Genomic DNA, 18,682 nt, shown 5'->3' on the forward strand with positions numbered 1-18,682 from the left:
TGGCCCACTTTTTTGCACCGCAACGCTCACCGGATTCAGGCATGTTGACCGCTTTTGTCAGACGGCTCGTAGGGACCAAAAACAACCGTGAACTGAAGCGGATGGGCAAGATTGTCGCCCGCATCAATGGCTTCGAGGAGAGTTGTCGCGGTCTCGATGACAGCCAATTGGCGGGCAAGACCGCCGAGTTCCGCCAGCGGCTGGCGGCCGGAGAGACGCTCGACCAACTGCTGCCGGAAGCCTTTGCGGTGGTGCGTGAGGCGGCGCGGCGTGCTTTGGGCATGCGCCACTTCGATGTGCAGTTGATGGGCGGCATCACGCTGCATGAGGGGCGCATCGCCGAGATGCGCACCGGCGAGGGCAAGACCCTGGTGGCCACGCTGCCGGCCTATCTGAACGCCCTCGCCGGCAAGGGGGTGCATCTGGTCACGGTCAATGACTATCTGGCCCAGCGCGATGCCAACTGGATGGCGCCGGTTTACCGTTTTCTCGGCATGAGCGTCGGCGTGATCCTGTCGCGGCAGGATCAGGCCAGCAAGCGTGAAGCCTATGCGGCCGACATCACCTACGGCACCAACAACGAGTATGGCTTCGACTACCTGCGCGACAACATGGCCTTCACGGTCGAGGAGCGCGTCCAGCGCGAGCTCAATTTCGCCATCGTCGACGAGGTCGACTCGATCCTGATCGACGAGGCACGTACACCGCTGATCATCTCCGGCCAGGCCGAAGACAGCTCCGAGCTCTACCGGCGCATCAACCGGCTGATTCCGAAGCTGACCCGGGCGGTCGAGGCGAGCGAGGTTCAGCCGGCGGTGGCGGGTCACTATCTGGTCGACGAGAAGCTGCGGCAGGTCGAACTGACCGAAGAGGGACATGAGCATGTCGAGCAGTTGTTGACCGAAGCCGGTCTGCTGGGTGAGGGCGAGAGCCTCTATTCGGCGGCCAATCTCGGGCTGCTGCACCATGTGCACACGGCACTGCGCGCCCATGTGCTGTTCCATCGTGATGTCGAATACATCGTGCAGAATGGTCAGGTCATTCTGATCGATGAGCACACCGGCCGCACGATGCCGGGCCGGCGCCTCTCCGAAGGGCTGCATCAGGCGATCGAGGCGCGTGAAGGGGTGGCGGTGCAGGCCGAGAGCCAGACGCTGGCCTCGACCACCTTCCAGAACTACTTCCGGCTCTACCACAAGCTCTCCGGCATGACCGGCACGGCCGACACCGAAGCCTTTGAGCTGAAGGAGATCTACAACCTCGATGTGGTGGTGATCCCGACCAACAAGCCGATGCTGCGCATCGACCACAACGACCTGGTCTACCTGACGCTGGAAGAGAAGTACGACGCCATCATCGCAGACATCGAATCCTGTCGTGCCGAGGGCAGACCGGTGCTGGTCGGTACCGCCTCGATCGAAAGTTCCGAGCTGCTCTCCAGCGCATTGAAGAAGCGCAAGATCGAGCACAAGGTGCTCAATGCCAAGTACCACGAGCAGGAGGCGCAGATCGTCGCCCAGGCCGGGCAACCCGGGGCGGTCACCATTGCCACCAACATGGCCGGCCGCGGCACCGACATCGTGCTGGGTGGCAATTTCGAGGTCGAGCTGACGCAACTGGGCAGCGTGACCCCCGAGCAGCGCGAGGCGGCCCGCCAGGCCTGGCAGCTGCGCCATGAGCAGGTGCTGGCCAGTGGTGGACTGCACATCATCGGCACCGAGCGGCATGAGTCGCGACGCATCGACAACCAGTTGCGCGGCCGGTCCGGCCGGCAGGGCGACCCCGGCTCTTCCCGCTTCTATCTCTCGCTCGAAGACAACCTGATGCGCATCTTCGCCTCGGAGCGGATGCGCCAGTTCATGCAGCGGCTCGGCATGGAGCAGGGCGAGGCGATCGAGCATCGCATGGTCAGCAACGCGATCGAGAAGGCGCAGCGCAAGGTCGAGGGGCGCAACTTCGACATCCGCAAGCAGCTGCTCGAATATGACGACGTGGCCAACGAGCAGCGGCAGATCGTCTATCGGCAGCGCCGTGCGCTGCTTGAGTCGGACGACATCAGCGACACCATCGTCGATTTCCGCAAGGTGGTGGTCAATGAGGTGATCGACGAATTCATTCCACCGCAGAGCCTCGAAGAGCAGTGGAACATTGCCGGTCTGGAGCAGCACCTCAGTGCCGATCTGGCGCTTTCGCTGCCGCTGGCGCAGTGGCTGGACCAGGAGAGCGACCTGCACGAGGCGACGCTGCGCGAGCGCATCCTGCAGGCACTGATCGAGGCCTACGAGCGCAAGGGGCAGCTTCTCGGCACGCAGATGCGGCTGCTCGAAAAACAGGTGATGTTGCAGGTTCTCGACAACCTGTGGAAAGAGCATCTGGCCACCATGGACCACCTGCGGCAGGGCATTCACCTGCGCGCCTATGCACAGCGCAACCCGAAGCAGGAGTACAAACGCGAGGCGTTCGAGCTGTTCCAGCAGCTGTTGAGCAACCTCAGGCACGAGGTGGTGAAGACGCTGTCGCGCATCGAAATCGTGCAGGAAGACATCGAGGAGATCGAGCGGCGTCGCCGCGAGGAGCAGGCGCGGCAGGCGCTGCGCTATCAGCACGATCAGGCGTCGGCGCTGCAGCCCCCCGAAGAGGAAGCGGCCGAAGCAGCCGGCGCGCAACCCTATGTGCGTGTCGGTGAAAAGGTCGGCCGCAACGCCCCCTGCCCCTGTGGCTCCGGCAAGAAATACAAGCAGTGCCACGGCAAGCTCGATTAGTCGTCCGCTCATCCATCAGGAGATAGAACAGCATGGCCGTGCTTCCGCTGCCTTGGCCGTCGATTCAGCCGGTTGCCGGAGTGCGTCTGGCGACTGCCGAGGCCGGCATCAAGCGCCGTGGCGGCGCCGACCTCACCCTCTTTGCCTTCGATGCCGGCAGTGTGGTCAGCGCGCTCTTCACCCGCAATGCCTTTCGTGCGGCGCCGGTGCTGCTGGCCGAGACGCATCTGGCGCTGGCACCGCCGCGCTATTTGCTGATCAACAGCGGCAACGCCAATGCCGGCACCGGACCGGGCGGCATGGCGGCCGCACGGCGCTGCTGCGAACTGCTGGCCGCCGAGACCGGTTGCCGGCCTGAAGAGGTGTTGCCGTTTTCGACCGGGGTGATCGGCGAGCCGCTGCCGGTGGCGCGCTTCGAGACGGCGCTGCCGAGGCTGGTAACGGCACTCGCTGCCGATGGCTGGGAGGCGGCAGCGCGGGCAATCATGACCACCGACACCTTGCCCAAGGGCAGCCAGCGCGAATTCATGCAGGGTGACAAAGTGGTCCGGGTGGCCGGCATCGCCAAAGGGGCCGGCATGATCCGCCCCGACATGGCGACGATGCTGGCCTTTCTCGCCACCGACCTCGAAGTGTCGAGGCCACTGCTCGACACCGTGCTGCGCCAGGCGGTCGATGCCTCCTTCAACCGCATCACCATCGATGGCGACACCTCGACCAACGACGCCTGTGTGCTGGCCGCCACCGGCCGCAGTGGCGCGACTGCCCTGACCGACCTCGACAGCCCGCTGGGGCGGCAGTTCATCGACGCGGTCACCGAGGTCTGCCGCGAACTGGCGCAGGCGATCGTCCGCGATGGCGAAGGGGCGACCAAGTTCATCACCATCGAGGTCGAGCAGGCGCGCAGTGAGGCCGAGGCGTTGCAGGTCGCCTACACGGTGGCCCACTCGCCGCTGGTGAAGACCGCCTTCTTTGCCAGTGATCCCAACTGGGGCCGCATTCTGGCCGCCGTCGGCCGTGCCGGTGTCGAGGGGCTCGATGTCGGGCTGATCAACATCGATCTGGATGAAGTGCGCATCGTCAGCGCCGGTGGACGCGATCCCGACTACCGTGAAGAGCGCGGCCAGGCGGTGATGGATCGGGCCGAGATCCGGGTGCGCATCGAACTGGGTCGTGGACGCGTGGCGCAGCAGATCTGGACCACCGACCTGTCGCATGACTATGTGCGCATCAATGCCGAGTACCGCACCTGAGGCAGGCCAGCGATGACGGTCGAGGTCGTCGCCGCCGCCCTCTTTGACCGCAGTGGCAGGGTACTGGCCTGCTGCCGTCCGGCCGGCAAGGAGTTCGCCGGGCTCTGGGAGTTCCCCGGAGGCAAGATCGAAGCCGGCGAGAGTGCCGAGGCGGCGCTCAGGCGTGAACTGCACGAAGAGCTCGGCATCGACGCCACTCCGGGGCGGCGGCTGATCGAACTTCCCTACCGTTACCCCACCAAGCGGGTGCGCATCCAGCTGTTCGCCATCGACTCCTTCAGCGGCGAACCCGCGCCGCGCGAAGGGCAGGGGCTGCGCTGGTGTCGCCCTGAAGCGCTGCTCGGCCTGCCGCTGCTGGCCGCCAACCGGCCGCTGGTGCAGAGCCTGCTGCTGCCGCAACGGCTGCTGATCACACCTTCAGGGCTGACCGAGACCGAACTGCTCGCCGGCATCGAGGCCGCCCTGACGCGCGGCATTCGCCTGCTGCAACTGCGGCTGCCGGAGGTCAAGCAGTCCGATTACCTGCGACTGGCGAAGCTGAGTCTGGCGCGCTGTCGCGCGGTGGGTGCCAAACTGCTGCTGCATGGTGAACCTGAACTGCTCCAGCAGGTGAGTGCGGATGGGCTGCACTTGCCGAGTCGGCAACTGCTGGCACTGCGCGAGCGGCCGCTGCCGGCCACGCTGCTGCTTGGGGCCTCCTGCCACTCACCCGCTGAACTGGCCCAGGCGGTGGCCATCGGCGCCGACTATGCCACGCTGGCGCCGGTGCAGCCGACCGCCTCACACCCCGCGGCGCAGCCGATCGGCTGGGCGCGGTTCGAGCAGTGGGTCAGCGCGGCGGCATTGCCGGTCTACGCGTTGGGCGGGGTTGGCGAGGCTGATCTGCCAAACGTCCTGCAGCGCGGCGGGCAGGGGGTGGCGGCGATCCGGGCGTTGTGGCGTGGCTGAGTGGCGGTTCGGCTACGGCTGCTCTTCGTCTTCGAGCGGTGCCTGCTCCAATGCACTCGAAGGTTCGGCTGGAATCTGGTAGCCCTCGCTGGCCCAGGTGCCGAGGTCGACCAGCTGGCAGCGGCGTGAGCAGAAGGGGCGTTGCGGCGAGCTGGCATTCCAGGCGACCGGCTTGCGGCAGACCGGGCAGGGGTGGATGCGGGTCGGCGCGTCGGCGCTCGATCGGTTCAAGCGGGTGCTCCTGCGGCCTTGGCTGCCGCCAGTGCCAGATAGCGCTGGTGCAGCGCATCGACCTGCTGCTGGAGCTGTTCGAGGCTGCCATCGTTGCTGATCAGGTCATCGGCCCGGCTGCGGCGGGTGTCGCGTGCCATCTGCGCCGCGATGATGGCGCGCACCTGGCTCTCGCTGTTGTTGTCGCGTGCCATGGTGCGGCGCAGTTGCAGCTCGACCGGCACGTCGACCACCAGGATGCGGTCGACGTAGCTGTGCTGGGTGGTTTCGAGCAGCAGCGGCGAAACCAGCACCGTGTAGGGCGAGCGGCTGTTGGCGAGACCTGACTGAATCTCTTCGGCAATCAGTGGATGGAGCAGGGCTTCGAGCCATTTGCGCTCCTGCTCGCTGCTGAACACCTTGCTGCGCAGCAGGGCGCGGTCGAGCGTGCCAGAGGATGTGATCAGTTCGGCGCCGAAATGCTCGGCAATGCGCGTCAGTGCCGGGCGACCCGGTTCCACCACCACGCGGGAGGCGACGTCGGCATCGACGATGGTGATGCCATGCTGGGCAAAGCGGTCCGACACGGCGCTCTTGCCGCTGCCGATGCCGCCGGTGAGTCCGATCACAAACATCCTGAGGTCACCGTGTTGGAGTGCGGGAGGTGCACGGGCTGCGCAGTTTTGTCAGCCGATGCCGAGGTAGGCCAGATAGCCGCGGGTCAGCGTCTCGCCCCAGATCAGCGCGATCCAGCCGGCGCCGGCCAGAAAGGGTCCGAACGGAATCGGTATCTGCCGGTCATGGCCGCGCAGTGCGATCAGTGCGATGCCGACCAGGGCGCCGATCAGCGACGAAAGTATAAGGATCAGCGGCAGCAGCCGCCAGCCGAGCCAGGCGCCCAGCAGCGCCAGCAGCTTGAAGTCGCCATGGCCCATCCCCTCCTTGCCGGTCGTCAGCTTGAACAGCCAGTAGAAACTCCACAGTGACAGGTAGCCGGCGACGGCGCCATACAGTGCATCCGCCGGTGCGGCAAACAGTGAGGCCTGATTGAGCAGCAGGCCGAGCCAGAGCAGCGGCAGGGTCAGGCTGTCGGGCAGCAGTTGGTGGTCGAGGTCGATCACGGTCAGGGCAATCAGGGTCCAGGTCAGCAGCAGTGCCGCGACGGGCGGCCAGAGCTGGCTGCCATCCCACAGCAGCATGAAGGTGGTGACGCTCAGCAGCGCGGTGATCAGCTCGATCAGCGGATAACGCAGCGAGATGCGGCCCTGGCAGTGGGCGCAGCGGCCGCGCAGCCAGAGGTAGCTCAGCAGCGGGATGTTGTGCCAGGGCCGGATTTCGGTCTGGCAGTGGGGGCAGTGCGAGCTGGGCCAGAGCAGGTCGAAGCGCGCTGGCGGCGCGCTGACGGGCAGTTCCAGCAGGGTCTGGCACTCGTGACGCCAGTTTTGCTCCATCATCTTCGGCAGGCGGTGGATCACCACATTCAGAAAGCTGCCGATCAGCGCGCCAAGGCCGAACAGCAGCGCGGCCAGCCCGCCCGGATGCTGGGCCAGCAGTTCGATCAGCGCTGTGGGCAACGGGATCAGACCACGTTGCCGAGCTGGAAGATGGGCAGGTACATCGCCATCACCAGACCGCCGACCAGCACCCCCAGCACCGACATGATGATCGGCTCCATCAGGCTGGTCAGGCTGTCGACCTGGGTGTCGACTTCATCCTCGTAGTAGGTGGCCACCTTGTCGAGCATCTCGTCGAGCGAACCGGCCTCTTCGCCAATCGCCACCATCTGCACCGCCATCGCCGGAAAGACGCCGGTGGCGCGCATCGAGAACTGCAACTGCTGGCCGGTGGAGACATCGTCACGCACCTTGAGCACCGCCTCCTTGTAGACGATGTTGCCGGTGGCGTCGGCCACCGACTCCAGCGCGCTGATCAGCGGCACGCCGGCCGCGAAGGTGGTGGAGAGCGTGCGGGCGTAGCGGGCCAGCGCCGACTGCTGAATGATCGGTCCGGCCACCGGCAGCTTCAGCGTCAGGCGTTCGAAGTTGTGGCGAAACGATTCCGAGGTCTTCATCAACCGGTTGAAACCGGCGACGAGGGCGAAGATCACGGCCAGCACGATGAACCAGTAGGCCTGCACGATCTCCGACAGGCCGATCACGAACAGCGTGAAGGCCGGCAACTGGGCACCGAAGCTGGTGAAAATTTCCTGGAACTGTGGCACCACCTTGACCAGCAGGATGCCGGTGACGATGACCGCGACCGTCACCACCGCGATCGGATATTTCATCGCCTTTTTCAGCTTCGATTTGAGCGCCTCGGTCTTCTCCTTGTAGGTGGCCACCCGGTCGAGCATGGTTTCGAGCGAGCCGGAATCCTCGCCCGAGGCGATCAGGCTGCAGTAGAGGTCATCAAAGTAGAGCGGATGCTTGCGGATGGCACCGGCGAAGCTGTCGCCGCCGGCGATGTCGTTGCGGATCGTCAGCACCAGCTCCTTGAAGGCGATGTGGTCGAGGCCATCGGCGACGATCTCGAAGGCCTGCACCAGCGGCACCCCCGATTTGATCATCGTCGCCAGTTGGCGGGTGAAGAAGGCGATGTCGAGCGGCGTGATCTTCTTCTTGCCGCCACCGAACAGCGGTTTGGGCTTCTTCTTCACCTTGGTCGGGTTGATGCCCTGCTTGCGCAACTGCGCCTTGACCAGTGCCTGGCTGACGCCGTCGATCTCGCCCCTGGACTTGTTGCCGCGGCGGTCGGTTCCCTGCCAGAGAAAGGTCTGCTTCGATTTGATGTCGGTGGCCATGGGTTACTCTTTGGTGACGCGGTTGATCTCTTCCAGCGAGGTGATGCCCTGGGCAACCTTGCGCAGTCCGGACTGCCGCAGGTTGCGGAACCCCTCCTTCTGCGCCTGGGCGCCGATCTGCAGGGAGTTGCCCTCTTCCATGATAAGTTGGCTGATCGCTGGCGTGATGGGAACCACTTCATAGATTCCGGTTCGGCCCTTGTAGCCGCGCACGCAGCGCTCGCAGCCGACCGGGGTGTAGATGCGGGCGGTTTCGAGCTGCTCGGGCGTGAAACCTTCGGCCAGCAGCGTCTCGACCGGTGCGCTGCTGGGTGCCTTGCAGTGCTCGCAGAGGCGTCGGGCCAGCCGCTGGGCGATGATCAGCGAAACCGAGGTGGCGATGTTGAAGGCCGGCACCCCCATGTTGCGCAGTCGGGTCAGCGTCTCGGGCGCGCTGTTGGTGTGCAGCGTTGACAGCACCAGGTGACCGGTCTGCGCCGCCTTGATGGCGATTTCGGCGGTCTCGAGGTCGCGGATCTCGCCCACCATCACCACGTCCGGGTCCTGGCGCAGGAACGAGCGCAGCGCGGTGGCGAAGTCGAGCCCCACCTTCGGGTTGACATGGACCTGGTTGATCCCTTCGAGGTTGATCTCGACCGGATCCTCGGCGGTGGAGATGTTGCGCTCTTCGGTGTTGAGGATGTTGAGGCCGGTATAGAGCGACACCGTCTTGCCGCTGCCGGTCGGGCCGGTGACCAGAATCATCCCCTGTGGCTGTTCGAGCGCCCGCATATAGAGTTGCTTCTGCTCCTCCTCATAGCCGAGCGCGTCGATGCCCATCTGCGCGCTGCTGGGGTCGAGAATCCGCAGCACGATCTTCTCGCCCCACAGCGTCGGCAGGGTGTTGACCCGAAAGTCGATCGCGCGGGTTTTCGACAGCTTCATCTTGATGCGGCCATCCTGCGGGATGCGGCGTTCGGAGATGTCCATCTGCGACATCACCTTCAGCCGTGCGGCGATGCGTGGCGCCAGGTTCTGCGGTGGACGTGCCATCTCCTGCAGAATGCCATCGGTGCGAAACCGCACCCGGTAGTTCTTTTCGTAGGGTTCGAAGTGGATGTCCGAAGAGCCGAGCTTGATGGCGTCGAGCAGCAGCTTGTTGATGAAGCGCACGATCGGCGCTTCGTCGACCTCGGAATTGTCGTTCTCTTCGCCGCGCTCGTCACCGGCGCTGATTTCGAGATCCTCGAGCGAGGCGTCGTCGAGGTTGCCGAGCGAGGAGAGCTGGTCATCCTGGGCGTCGATGTAGGCATCGATGCTCTTGCCGAGTTTCTCCTCCTCGACCAGCACCGGCTGGGTGGTGATGCCGGTGTGAAAGGTGATCTCGTCGAGCGCACGCAGGTTGGTCGGGTCCGACAGCGCGATGTAGAGCCGGTTGCCGCGGCGGTAGAGTGGCAGCACATGGTGGCGGCGGACCAGCTTGACATCGATCAGCCGCTTCGGATGCATGGTGGCGTCGAAGGCGTCGAGATCGAGCAGCGGCGTGCCGAACTCCTCGGCGGCCGCCATCGCGATGTCGAGGCTGCTGGCCAGCTTGCGCTTCACCAGGTGCGACACCAGCGACACATTCTCCTGACGCGACTTGCTGAGCGCCTCGACGGCCACCTCTTCGCTCAACAGCCCATTCTCGACCAGACGGCGCGAGAAGCCGGTCAGTTTGATCGGGGAGAGTGATGCCACGCTGGAACTTCCTGTCGGCCGTAGGTAGAGGGGAACGAAGAGTTTCCCGGTAATTCTAGTAGACGCTGCCATGATGGCAACCCAATGACCTCGGCTGCAAGGGTGACCAGAATTGTCACCTGTTGCCGCAGCGGGCCATGCTGGCGGCGGTCGAGGGCGCCATGCCGGGCAGTCTGGCCGATAAAGTGTGACCTGGCACAAATAAAGATGAGCGCCAGGTCGATCTAAAACATGGCATGGCAACTGCTTTGGTCGGTTCGGCATGGTCGTCGGGCTTCAGCCGCGACCATGGCAGCGTCGTCATCCTTGCATCCCGGCAGGTTTGACTATACTTGGAATGCGAAGCTGTCGGGCACTCCGGCATTGCAATCAACCTCAGGAGATTTTGAGCATGAAAACGGTACAGAAGGGTTTCACCCTGATCGAACTGATGATCGTCGTGGCGATCATCGGCATTCTGGCGGCAGTGGCGATTCCGGCCTATCAGGACTACACCATCCGCGCCAAGGCATCGGAACTGGTCGGCTTTGCCTCGCCAGCCAAGATGGCAGTGAGCGAATACATGGTGTCGCGCAACGCAACGACCTTCCCGGCCACTGCGGCGACCGTGGGTGTCAGCACCAACGTCACCTCGAAGTATGTCAGCAGCATCGGCTACGGTGCCGGTGGCGTCATCACCGTCAATGGCAAGGCGTCGGCACTGAACAACAAGAACATTGCCCTCACGCTGACGCCGCGTATCGCCACCACCTCCGGCACGGTCAACTGGACCTGCGGTGCCACCGCCGGTACCAAGTACCTGCCAGCCTCTTGCCGATAACCGCTTGACCCTCGGCGGGTGACAGAGGCTGGCCATCCCGGTGGCCAGCCTCTTTTTGTTGCCGTCCACTCCAATGAAGCAGCGCAACACACTTTCGAGTTCAGGCTGGCAATGGTGGCTGCTGCTGATGCTGGGCGCTGCGCTGGCGTTGACGTTGTGGCTCTACTGGCCTGGTCTGACCGGCCCCTTTCTGCTCGATGATGAGTACAACATTGCCCCGCTGCTGCTGGGCAGCTACAGCCCGTCGGCGATCTGGTATGCGCTGACCCACAATGAGAGCGGCCTGTTCGGGCGGATGCTCTCCACCGCCAGCCTGCTCTTCACCGGCTGGCTGCATGGCCCCGGCTCCTGGGGTTTCAAATATCACAACCTGCTGATTCATCTGCTGACCGGGCTGCTGCTGATCGGCTGCTGTGGCCGGTTGCTTGGCTGGCGGCTGGCGCAGCGCGAGGCATGGCCTCTTGCCGTGCTGGCCGGCATCTTCTGGCTGCTGCATCCGTTGCAGGTGAGCACGGTGCTCTATCCGGTGCAGCGCATGGCGCAACTGGGTGTGCTCTTCACGGTGGCGGGGCTCTATGTGGCGCTGCTGGGGCTGGAACAGGCCCGCGATGGCCGGCGTGGCAGTGCGATCGGGTTGCTGTTCTTTGGCTATCCGCTGCTGCTGGCGATGGCCGTGGCCAGCAAGGAGAGCGGGGTGCTGCTGCTGCCCTTGACGTTGCTGGCACTCGGCTTCATCTGGCCGACATTGCGACCACGGCAGGGAGTGATCGGACTGCAACGGAACTTCGCGCTGCTGCTGGTGCTGCTGCCGCTGCTGCTGGGCCTGCTCTACTTTGCCCTGCGCTGGCCGCGCCTGCTCGACTACAGCGGCCGGCTGTTCACACTGCCTGAGCGCATCTACACCCAACTGCATGTGCTCTGGTTCTATCTCAAGCTGATACTGCTGCCGCGACTGGGCGAGATGGGGCTCTACCACGATGACTTTGCCATCGTCAGCCAGCCGTCGCTGCTCACCTGGCTGGCCGGCGCCGGGCTGGCTGCTCTGCTGGCCGTGGCCGGGGCGGTGCGCAAGCGCTGGCCGGTGGTGTCGCTGGGCATCGGCTGGTTCTTTGTCGGCCATCTGCTGGAGTCGACCCTGCTGCCGCTGGAGATGGTGTTCGAGCACCGCAACTATCTGGCGGCCTTCGGTCCGCTGCTGCTGGTGGCCTATGGCATCCTGACCTTCTCGAAACAGATGCGCCCGTTCAAATGGGGGGTGGTGGTGACGCTGCTGTGCAGCTTTGCCCTGATGACCTCGGCCCGCGCCAAGGTGTGGAGCGACGATGGGTTGCTGCAGGAGATGTCGGTGCAGGAGCATCCCGACTCGGCGAGGGCGCGCTCCTACTATGCCAACTATCTGTTCGAGCGCGGTGAGCTGGCCAAGGGGCGGGAGCAACTGGAATACATCCGCACCCGGCTGCTGCCCGATGCCGGGGTCACTTTGCATCTGATGGGCAGCCACTGCAACGAGGCACAGATGCCGGAGCCGCTGCTGGTCGAGGCGGCGCAGCGGCTGATCGATTACCCGGTCAACCCCTATGCGCTGAGCGGCCTCAACATGCTGGCGCAGCGGCTGGTACATGGCAAATGCAACGCGATCGAGGCCGACCGGCTGTGGCAGATGATTGCCGGGTCGCTGGCCAGCGAGCAGTCGCGATCGAGCCGCAGCTACCTGCATCGGTTGCAGGCACAGGTGGCGGTGGCGCGGGGCGATCTGGCGGCGGCCTATGAGCAGCTCGACCTGGCCTATCAGGCCGGCGGCGGCACGGCCGTGCTGATCGAGAAGGCCGACTTGGCCCTGGGTGCCAGCGACACGGTCACGGCGGAAGTGGCCCTCAAGACCGCCATGACCACCCAGGGGCGGCTGGCCCCCGACCGCTACAAGATCACCCGCCTGCAACAGATTCTCGAACATCAGCAACGGCAGCAGGCAGAGCAGGCGGCATCGCAGGGGTGATATTCTCCCGCTTCATCTGGTGGCGTGGCAGCGCGGCCATGTCGATGAGAGCGATTCGCGGAACGACGACAAGGACTTTTCATGATCAGAGAGAGCGTCAGCCTGGTGATTCCGGCCAAGAACGAGGCGGCCGGCCTGCAACGGCTGCTGCCGAGGTTGCTGGAGCATGTCCGCGCCGAGCAGATCCATCTGGTGGACGATGGTTCGACCGACGCGACCGCCCAGGTGGCCCGGCAGCATGGTGTCAGGCTGATCTCGCACCCCTACTCGATGGGCAATGGCGCGGCGATCAAGAGCGGCGCGCGCCACGCCACCGGCGAGCTGTTGCTGTTCATGGACGCCGATGGCCAGCACGACCCGGCCGACATTCCGCGCCTGCTGGAAAAACTCGATGAGGGCTATGACATGGTGGTGGGTGCGCGCGATGCGCACTCCCAGGCGAGCTGGGGACGCGGCCTGGCCAACCGGCTCTACAACCGCATTGCCAGCTACATGACCGGTCAGCGGGTCGATGACCTCACCTCGGGCTTTCGGCTGGTGCGTGCCCGCCGCTTCCGTGAATTCATGCACCTGCTGCCCAACGGTTTTTCCTACCCCACCACCAGCACCATGGCGTTCTTTCGCGCCGGCTATCCGGTGGGCTACCTGCCGATTCATGCCGCGGCCCGGGTGGGCAAGAGCCACATCCGGCCGCTGCACGATGGCCTGCGCTTTTTGCTGATCATCTTCAAGGTGGGCACCCTCTACTCGCCGCTGAAGCTCTTTGCGCCGCTGGCCATCGCCCACTTCATGCTGGGTGCCGGTTACTACCTCTTCACCTTCCTGACCCAGCACCGACTGTCGAACATGTCGGTGTTCATGTTCACCGCCGCCGTCACCATTTTTCTGATCGGCCTCGTTTCCGAGCAGATCACCCAACTGCTCTACCAGCCGCGAGAGCGCGATGGCTGACGCCGTTGGGCGGCGGCCGGCCATTCTGGTGCTCAGCTCCACCTTTCCCCGTTGGCCGGGCGACCATGAACCCCCTTTCGTGCTGGAGCTCTCCCGGCGATTGGCCGAGCGCTTCGATGTCTGGCTGCTGGCTCCCCACGCACCGGGTGCACGGCGACAGGAGCAGATGGCCGGCATCGAGGTCGAACGGTTCCGCTATGCGCCTGACCGCCTGGAGCAGCTGGCCTACCAGGGCGGCATTCTGGCCCGCCTGAAGCAGCAGCCGTGGCGCTGGCTGCTGGTGCCGCTCTTCATCACCGCGCAGTGGTGGGCGCTGCACCGCCTGCTGCGTCGGCAGCATTTCGACGCCATCCACAGCCACTGGCTGATTCCACAGACGCTGATCGCACTGCTGGCCGGTGCCGGCCGGAAGGCGCCGCTGCTCTGCACCAGCCATGGCGGAGACCTCTTCGGCCTGCGCGCCGCGCCGCTGCCTGCCATCAAGGCCTGGGTGCTGAAGCGCTGCTCCGCCGTCACCGTCGTCAGCCGGGCGATGCGTGACGAAGTGCAGCGGCTGCTACCGGGGCAGATGGCCGAAGTGGTGCCGATGGGCACCGATCTGACCGGGCGCTTCACCCCGGGTTCCGACTCGGCACGGCGCGGCGACACGCTGCTGTTCGTTGGCCGGCTGGTCGAAAAAAAGGGGGTGAACCACCTGCTCGATGCGCTGGCCCAGCTGCAACGGCAGGGGCGGCAGTTGCAGCTCTGGATCGTGGGGCAGGGCCCCGGACTCGAGCCGCTGCAAGCCCAGACCGAGCGGCTTGGGCTTGCAGCGTGGGTGACCTTCTGGGGTGCCGTCGAGCATGCCAGGCTGGCCGATTTCTACCGTCTGGCGACCCTGGCCGTCACCCCCTCGGTGGTGGCCGAAGGGGGTGATCAGGAGGGCTTCGGGCTGGTCATCGTCGAAGCGATGGGTTGCGGCTGTCCGGTGGTGGCCTCCGCGCTGCCGGCGATTGGCGACATCGTCATCGATGGCGAAACCGGGCTGCTGGTGCCGCCGGCCGACCCGACCGCGCTGGCGCATGCCATCGGCCAATTGCTCGACCAGCCGGAACAGGCACGACGACTCGCCACCACCGCCCGGCAACGGGTCGTCGAACGGTTCGATTGGCAGCAGGTGACCGAACGCTATGCCGATCTGCTGCTGCGGATGATCGAACGCAATGAACGGCCCGCCTGAGCCGGTCGCGCTGGGTGCCGGCTTTGCGGTGGCCAGCGGCCGCCAGGCCAAGGCGCTCAAGATCATGCGCGTGCTGGAGGAGGGGCTGGGCCGGCCGCTCGATGGACTGCGGCTGCTCGATGTCGGCACCGGCAGTGGCGAGATCGCCCACATTCTGGGGCAGCGGTGCGAACTGGTCAGCATCGACCCAGCCGATCAGCGGCAGCATGTCGACGGCTATCGCTATGTCCGTGCCGGCACCGCGCTGCCCTTTGCGCAGGCCAGCTTCGACGTGGCGATCTCAAACCATGTGATCGAGCACCTGGACGATGCACCACTGCACCTTCAGGAGCTGTCGCGGGTGGTGCGTCCGGGTGGCTTGGTCTACCTGGCCACGCCGAACCGCTGGTGGCCCTGGGAGGTGCATTACCGCCTGCCGCTGCTGCACTATCTGCCGCGCACGCTGTTCTGGACGCTGCTGCGTCGCATGGGTCGCTTTCATGAACCGCTCCATCTGCTGGGCTCCCGCTCGTTGCAGCGGCTGGCGTTTGGCGCCGGTTTTGCCGTGACCGACTGTACGCCGATGATCATCCGCCAGCCAAGGCGCTACCACCTCGATGTCGCCGACTGGCTGGCCGCACTGCTGGGCTTTTTGCCACACGCTTTCTACCAACGGTTGCGCTGGGCCGTGCCGACGCTGATTTTTCTGCTGAAGAGAGCGCAGCGGCCATGAGTGTGGTCTTGAAAGGCATCGGGCCCAAGCACCCCGGATGGGCTGTGCTAGCATTATTTGAAGAAACTGGAATGTCCCTTTGCATCGTCATTTCAGCCAAGGATCCGGAGCAATGAAACTGCAGGATTGCATCACCCGATTTGCAACCACCCACAGATGGTCACACTGACTACCATTCTGGCCTCTCTGCACCGAGCGTTGGCCTGGCGCCCCGGCGGCTACCTGCGCGCCAGTGGCGCGCTGTTTGGCTGGCTCGCCGTGCGTACCTTGGCGCAGACCGTGCTGTTTATACTGGTGGCGCGCACGCTGGGTGCGAAGGGGTACGGAGAGCTGGTTTCGGTCATGGCCTTGGCTGGCGTTTTTTCCTTTGCAGTGATGGGGGTTTCGGCCGTCTTGGTACGTGAGGGGGCGCGCGATCCGCTCCGGTTGCCGCAGCTTGTCGCGGATATGGTTCGACTCTGGCTGTTCTACATGCCAGTGCTGTGTGCACTTGCATTTGGCATCACCCTGCTGCTTCTTGGCGACCTGGTGCCCATATCGGCCGCGGCTGCCATCATCATGGCCGAGGTGGTGTGTGCGACTGCCGTGGATGGAATTGGTCGCATCTACCAAAGTCAGGACCGTCTGGCCATGATGGGTCTGGTGTCCAGCGGCTTGATGCTCATCCGGCTGGCAACCTTTGTCGTCTTGAGTCCGTTTCTGCACTGGACCGTGACGACATGGGCCTTCGGCTATTTGGCTGGCAGTGCGGGTTACCTTGGAATTCTGATTCTGATGATGAATCGCAGTTCGCTGCGCATCAAGGGAGAATCAATAGCCCATACGGCAAAAGCCAGTTTGCCTTTTTCGTTCTCGTATGCCGCGCAGAAAATACAGGCCGAGATCAACAAACCGCTGTTGGCACGTATCAATGACGTCTCTGGCGCTGGAACACTGAGCGCCGCGCAAAGATTTACCGATCTACTGCTGCTGCCCATTCTGGCCATGGTCGAAACACTGTCACCGCGCGTCTATCGCTCGGAGCGTCCGGTGGCGACGACCTTTACGCTCGGTTTGGTCCCCCTCGCCACGGCGATAGTGGGTGGCGGCGCTCTGGTCGCGGCGGCGGAAGCCATTCCCTGGATTCTGGGGCCGAGCTTCGAGGCATCCGTCCCGGCCGTCGTTCTGCTGGCCGCCCTGCCAGCCGTGCAAGTGTTTCGCTGGCTGCTGGGCACGGCCGTGACCGGCCTCGATCTTCACCGCCATTTCTATTTCGTCCACGGCGCCGGTGCAGTGACGAACGTCCTGCTGGTGGCGTCACTGGCCGCCACTTTTGGGCTGACCGGAGCGATATGGGCGGCCTACGGTACAGAGACAGTGCTCATCGTCATTCAGGGCTGGATACTCATATGGAGCCCCCGTGGCTTCAAGTCTTCTTCAAGGCTCGCGAGGAGCTTGAATTGAAAGTCGTCATCCTCGCCGGCGGCCTCGGCACCCGGTTGGCCGAAGAGACCACCATCCGCCCCAAGCCGATGGTCGAGATCGGCGGCAAGCCGGTGCTGTGGCACATCATGAAGAGCTACTCCGCCCACGGCCTGCACGACTTCATCATCTGCCTGGGCTACAAGGGCTATCTGATCAAGGAGTACTTCGCCAACTACTTCCTGCATTCGTCGGACGTCACCTTCGACATCGCCAACAACCGCATGGAAGTGCATCAGAAGGAGGTCGAACCCTGGCGCGTGACGCTGGTCAACACCGGCGAAGACACCAGCACCGGCGGGCGGCTGCGGCGGGTGCGGGACTACGTCGGTGAAGAGGATTTCTGTTTCACCTACGGAGACGGGCTCAGTGACGTCGACATCGCTCGCCTGATTGCCTTTCACCGCGCGCACGGCAAGGTCGCCACTGTGACGGCCGTGCAGCCACCAGGCCGCTTCGGCATGCTCGGCATGGACGGCACCAGCATCACCTCGTTTCTGGAGAAACCGGCCGGGGACGGCGCCTGGATCAATGGCGGCTATTTCGTACTCTCGCCGCGCGCGTTCGATTACATCGACGGGGACGACACGGTCTGGGAGCGCGAGCCGCTGGAGCGACTGGCGCGCGACCAGCAACTGAGCGGCTTTCTGCACCACGGTTTCTGGCAGCCGATGGACACGCTGCGCGACCGGAACCTGCTCGAATCACTGTGGGACAGCGGACAGGCGCCGTGGAGGAGCTGGTGATGGACGCAGCGTTCTGGCGTGGCCGGCGCGTGCTGATCACCGGTCACACCGGTTTCAAGGGGGGCTGGCTTTCCCTGTGGCTGGCCCGGCTGGGTGCGCAGGTGTACGGGTACGCCCTGCCGCCGTCCACGGACCCCAGCCTGTACGCGCTGGCCAAGGTTGCCGATGCAGTCGAGTCGACCTTCGGCGACGTGCGCGACGCGCAAACGTTGACCGCGCTGGTACGCCGCGTTCAACCGGAGGTGGTGTTCCACATGGCGGCGCAGGCGCTGGTGCGCGCCAGCTACGCCGACCCGGCCGGCACCTACGCCACCAACGTGATGGGCACGGTCAACCTGCTGGAGGCGGTGCGTCAGGTGGGCGGCGTGCGCGCGGTGGTCGTCGTCACCTCGGACAAGTGCTACGAAAACCGCGAGTGGCTGTGGGCCTATCGCGAAGATGAACCCCTGGGCGGCGTGGACCCCTACAGCAGCAGCAAGGCGTGCGCGGAGCTGGTCGCGCAGTCGTGGCGGCAGTCGTTCTTTGCGCCGCAGCGCTACGCCGAACACGGCACGGCACTGGCCAGCGCGCGCGCCGGCAATGTCATCGGCGGCGGCGACTGGGCCGAAGACCGGCTGATTCCGGACATCCTTCGCGCCATTGCCGCCGGCGAGCCGGTCGCCATCCGCAATCCCGGCGCCATTCGTCCGTGGCAGCACGTGCTGGAGCCGTTGTCCGGCTACCTGCTGCTGGCGCAGCGTCTGATCGAGGACGGCCCGGCCCATGCCGAGGCCTGGAACTTCGGCCCTGCGGATACCGATGCCCGGCCGGTGCGGTGGATCGTCGAACGGCTCACCAAAACGTGGGGCGAGGGCGCGAGTTGGCGGCCCGATACCGATCCCCACCCGCACGAGACGCAGTGCCTCAAGCTCGACTGCGCCAAGGCGAACGCTCGACTCGGCTGGCGGCCGCGCTGGCCGCTGGAGCGGGCGCTCGACGCCATCGTCGACTGGCAGCGTGCCCACCTGCGGCGGGAAAACATGCAAGCGGTCTGTTTGCGGCAGATCGAAGACTACGCCGGCGCTGAGGCATGAAGATTGCGATGA

The 18,682-nt window shown here is 64.9% G+C and carries 16 protein-coding genes; 11 read left to right on the plus strand and 5 right to left on the minus strand.

Going from position 1 to position 18,682, the window contains the following annotated elements:
• Nucleotides 1–41: 41 nt before the first annotated feature.
• From secA to H7A13_02315, 3 genes are read left to right on the plus strand one after another with little or no spacing between them, the layout of a single operon-like run.
• The gene (gene secA, locus H7A13_02305) at nt 42–2,762 is read left to right on the plus strand and encodes a preprotein translocase subunit SecA (protein MCP5332181.1); all 2,721 of its coding nucleotides are present in this window, start codon (nt 42–44) and stop codon (nt 2,760–2,762) included.
• Nucleotides 2,763–2,794: 32 nt separating this feature from the next.
• On the plus strand, nt 2,795–4,015 hold the full coding sequence (argJ, locus tag H7A13_02310; protein ID MCP5332182.1) for a bifunctional glutamate N-acetyltransferase/amino-acid acetyltransferase ArgJ: 1,221 nt from the start codon (nt 2,795–2,797) through the stop codon (nt 4,013–4,015).
• A gap of 12 nt (nt 4,016–4,027) precedes the next feature.
• The gene (locus tag H7A13_02315; protein MCP5332183.1) at nt 4,028–4,963 is read left to right on the plus strand and encodes a Nudix family hydrolase; all 936 of its coding nucleotides are present in this window, start codon (nt 4,028–4,030) and stop codon (nt 4,961–4,963) included.
• Nucleotides 4,964–4,975: 12 nt separating this feature from the next.
• Here the strand turns inward: H7A13_02315 and H7A13_02320 are convergent, their stop codons facing one another.
• Genes H7A13_02320 through pilB form a run of 5 tightly spaced genes read right to left on the minus strand, consistent with a single transcriptional unit; the run spans nt 4,976 to nt 9,764 of the window.
• A complete protein-coding gene (locus tag H7A13_02320; GenBank protein MCP5332184.1) occupies nt 4,976–5,194 on the minus strand; it encodes a DNA gyrase inhibitor YacG in 219 nt (72 codons plus the stop codon).
• Entirely contained in the window at nt 5,191–5,808 is a 618-nt protein-coding gene (locus H7A13_02325) for a dephospho-CoA kinase (protein MCP5332185.1), read from the minus strand. The genes H7A13_02320 and H7A13_02325 overlap by 4 nt, the downstream gene beginning before the upstream one ends.
• Before the next feature lie 51 nt (nt 5,809–5,859).
• Nucleotides 5,860–6,747, minus strand: coding sequence for a prepilin peptidase (locus H7A13_02330; GenBank protein ID MCP5332186.1), 888 nt, complete (start codon nt 6,745–6,747; stop codon nt 5,860–5,862).
• A gap of 5 nt (nt 6,748–6,752) precedes the next feature.
• Nucleotides 6,753–7,973 (minus strand): type II secretion system F family protein, encoded by a 1,221-nt coding sequence (locus tag H7A13_02335; GenBank protein MCP5332187.1) that lies wholly within the window; start codon nt 7,971–7,973, stop codon nt 6,753–6,755.
• 3 nt (nt 7,974–7,976) lie between these two features.
• A complete protein-coding gene (gene pilB, locus H7A13_02340; GenBank protein MCP5332188.1) occupies nt 7,977–9,764 on the minus strand; it encodes a type IV-A pilus assembly ATPase PilB in 1,788 nt (595 codons plus the stop codon).
• Between the two features lie 319 nt (nt 9,765–10,083).
• On the opposite strand from pilB, the gene H7A13_02345 reads away from it, so the two are divergent.
• The 8 genes from H7A13_02345 (at nt 10,084) to rfbG (ending at nt 18,670) form a co-directional block, all read left to right on the plus strand.
• Nucleotides 10,084–10,512, plus strand: coding sequence for a pilin (locus tag H7A13_02345; protein ID MCP5332189.1), 429 nt, complete (start codon nt 10,084–10,086; stop codon nt 10,510–10,512).
• Nucleotides 10,513–10,585: 73 nt separating this feature from the next.
• Entirely contained in the window at nt 10,586–12,508 is a 1,923-nt protein-coding gene (locus H7A13_02350) for a hypothetical protein (GenBank protein ID MCP5332190.1), read from the plus strand.
• 84 nt (nt 12,509–12,592) lie between these two features.
• Entirely contained in the window at nt 12,593–13,459 is an 867-nt protein-coding gene (locus tag H7A13_02355) for a glycosyltransferase family 2 protein (protein MCP5332191.1), read from the plus strand.
• Nucleotides 13,452–14,678, plus strand: a complete 1,227-nt coding sequence (locus H7A13_02360; GenBank protein ID MCP5332192.1) for a glycosyltransferase — start codon at nt 13,452–13,454, stop codon at nt 14,676–14,678. Before H7A13_02355 ends, H7A13_02360 begins: the two co-directional genes overlap by 8 nt.
• Nucleotides 14,662–15,390 carry a class I SAM-dependent methyltransferase gene (locus H7A13_02365; protein ID MCP5332193.1) on the plus strand — a complete coding sequence of 243 codons (729 nt, stop codon included), beginning with the start codon at nt 14,662–14,664 and terminating at the stop codon, nt 15,388–15,390. Before H7A13_02360 ends, H7A13_02365 begins: the two co-directional genes overlap by 17 nt.
• A gap of 156 nt (nt 15,391–15,546) precedes the next feature.
• Complete coding sequence (locus H7A13_02370) at nt 15,547–16,833, plus strand: oligosaccharide flippase family protein (protein MCP5332194.1); 1,287 nt, start codon at nt 15,547–15,549, stop codon at nt 16,831–16,833.
• Nucleotides 16,830–17,597 (plus strand): glucose-1-phosphate cytidylyltransferase, encoded by a 768-nt coding sequence (rfbF, locus tag H7A13_02375; GenBank protein ID MCP5332195.1) that lies wholly within the window; start codon nt 16,830–16,832, stop codon nt 17,595–17,597. The genes H7A13_02370 and rfbF overlap by 4 nt, the downstream gene beginning before the upstream one ends.
• Nucleotides 17,597–18,670: a CDP-glucose 4,6-dehydratase gene (rfbG, locus tag H7A13_02380; GenBank protein ID MCP5332196.1), complete on the plus strand. Its 1,074-nt coding sequence runs from the start codon at nt 17,597–17,599 to the stop codon at nt 18,668–18,670. Before rfbF ends, rfbG begins: the two co-directional genes overlap by 1 nt.
• Nucleotides 18,671–18,682 lie beyond the last annotated feature (12 nt).

This window comes from Pseudomonadales bacterium (assembly GCA_024234215.1).
Classification (GTDB): domain Bacteria; phylum Pseudomonadota; class Gammaproteobacteria; order Pseudomonadales; family UBA5862; genus JACKOQ01.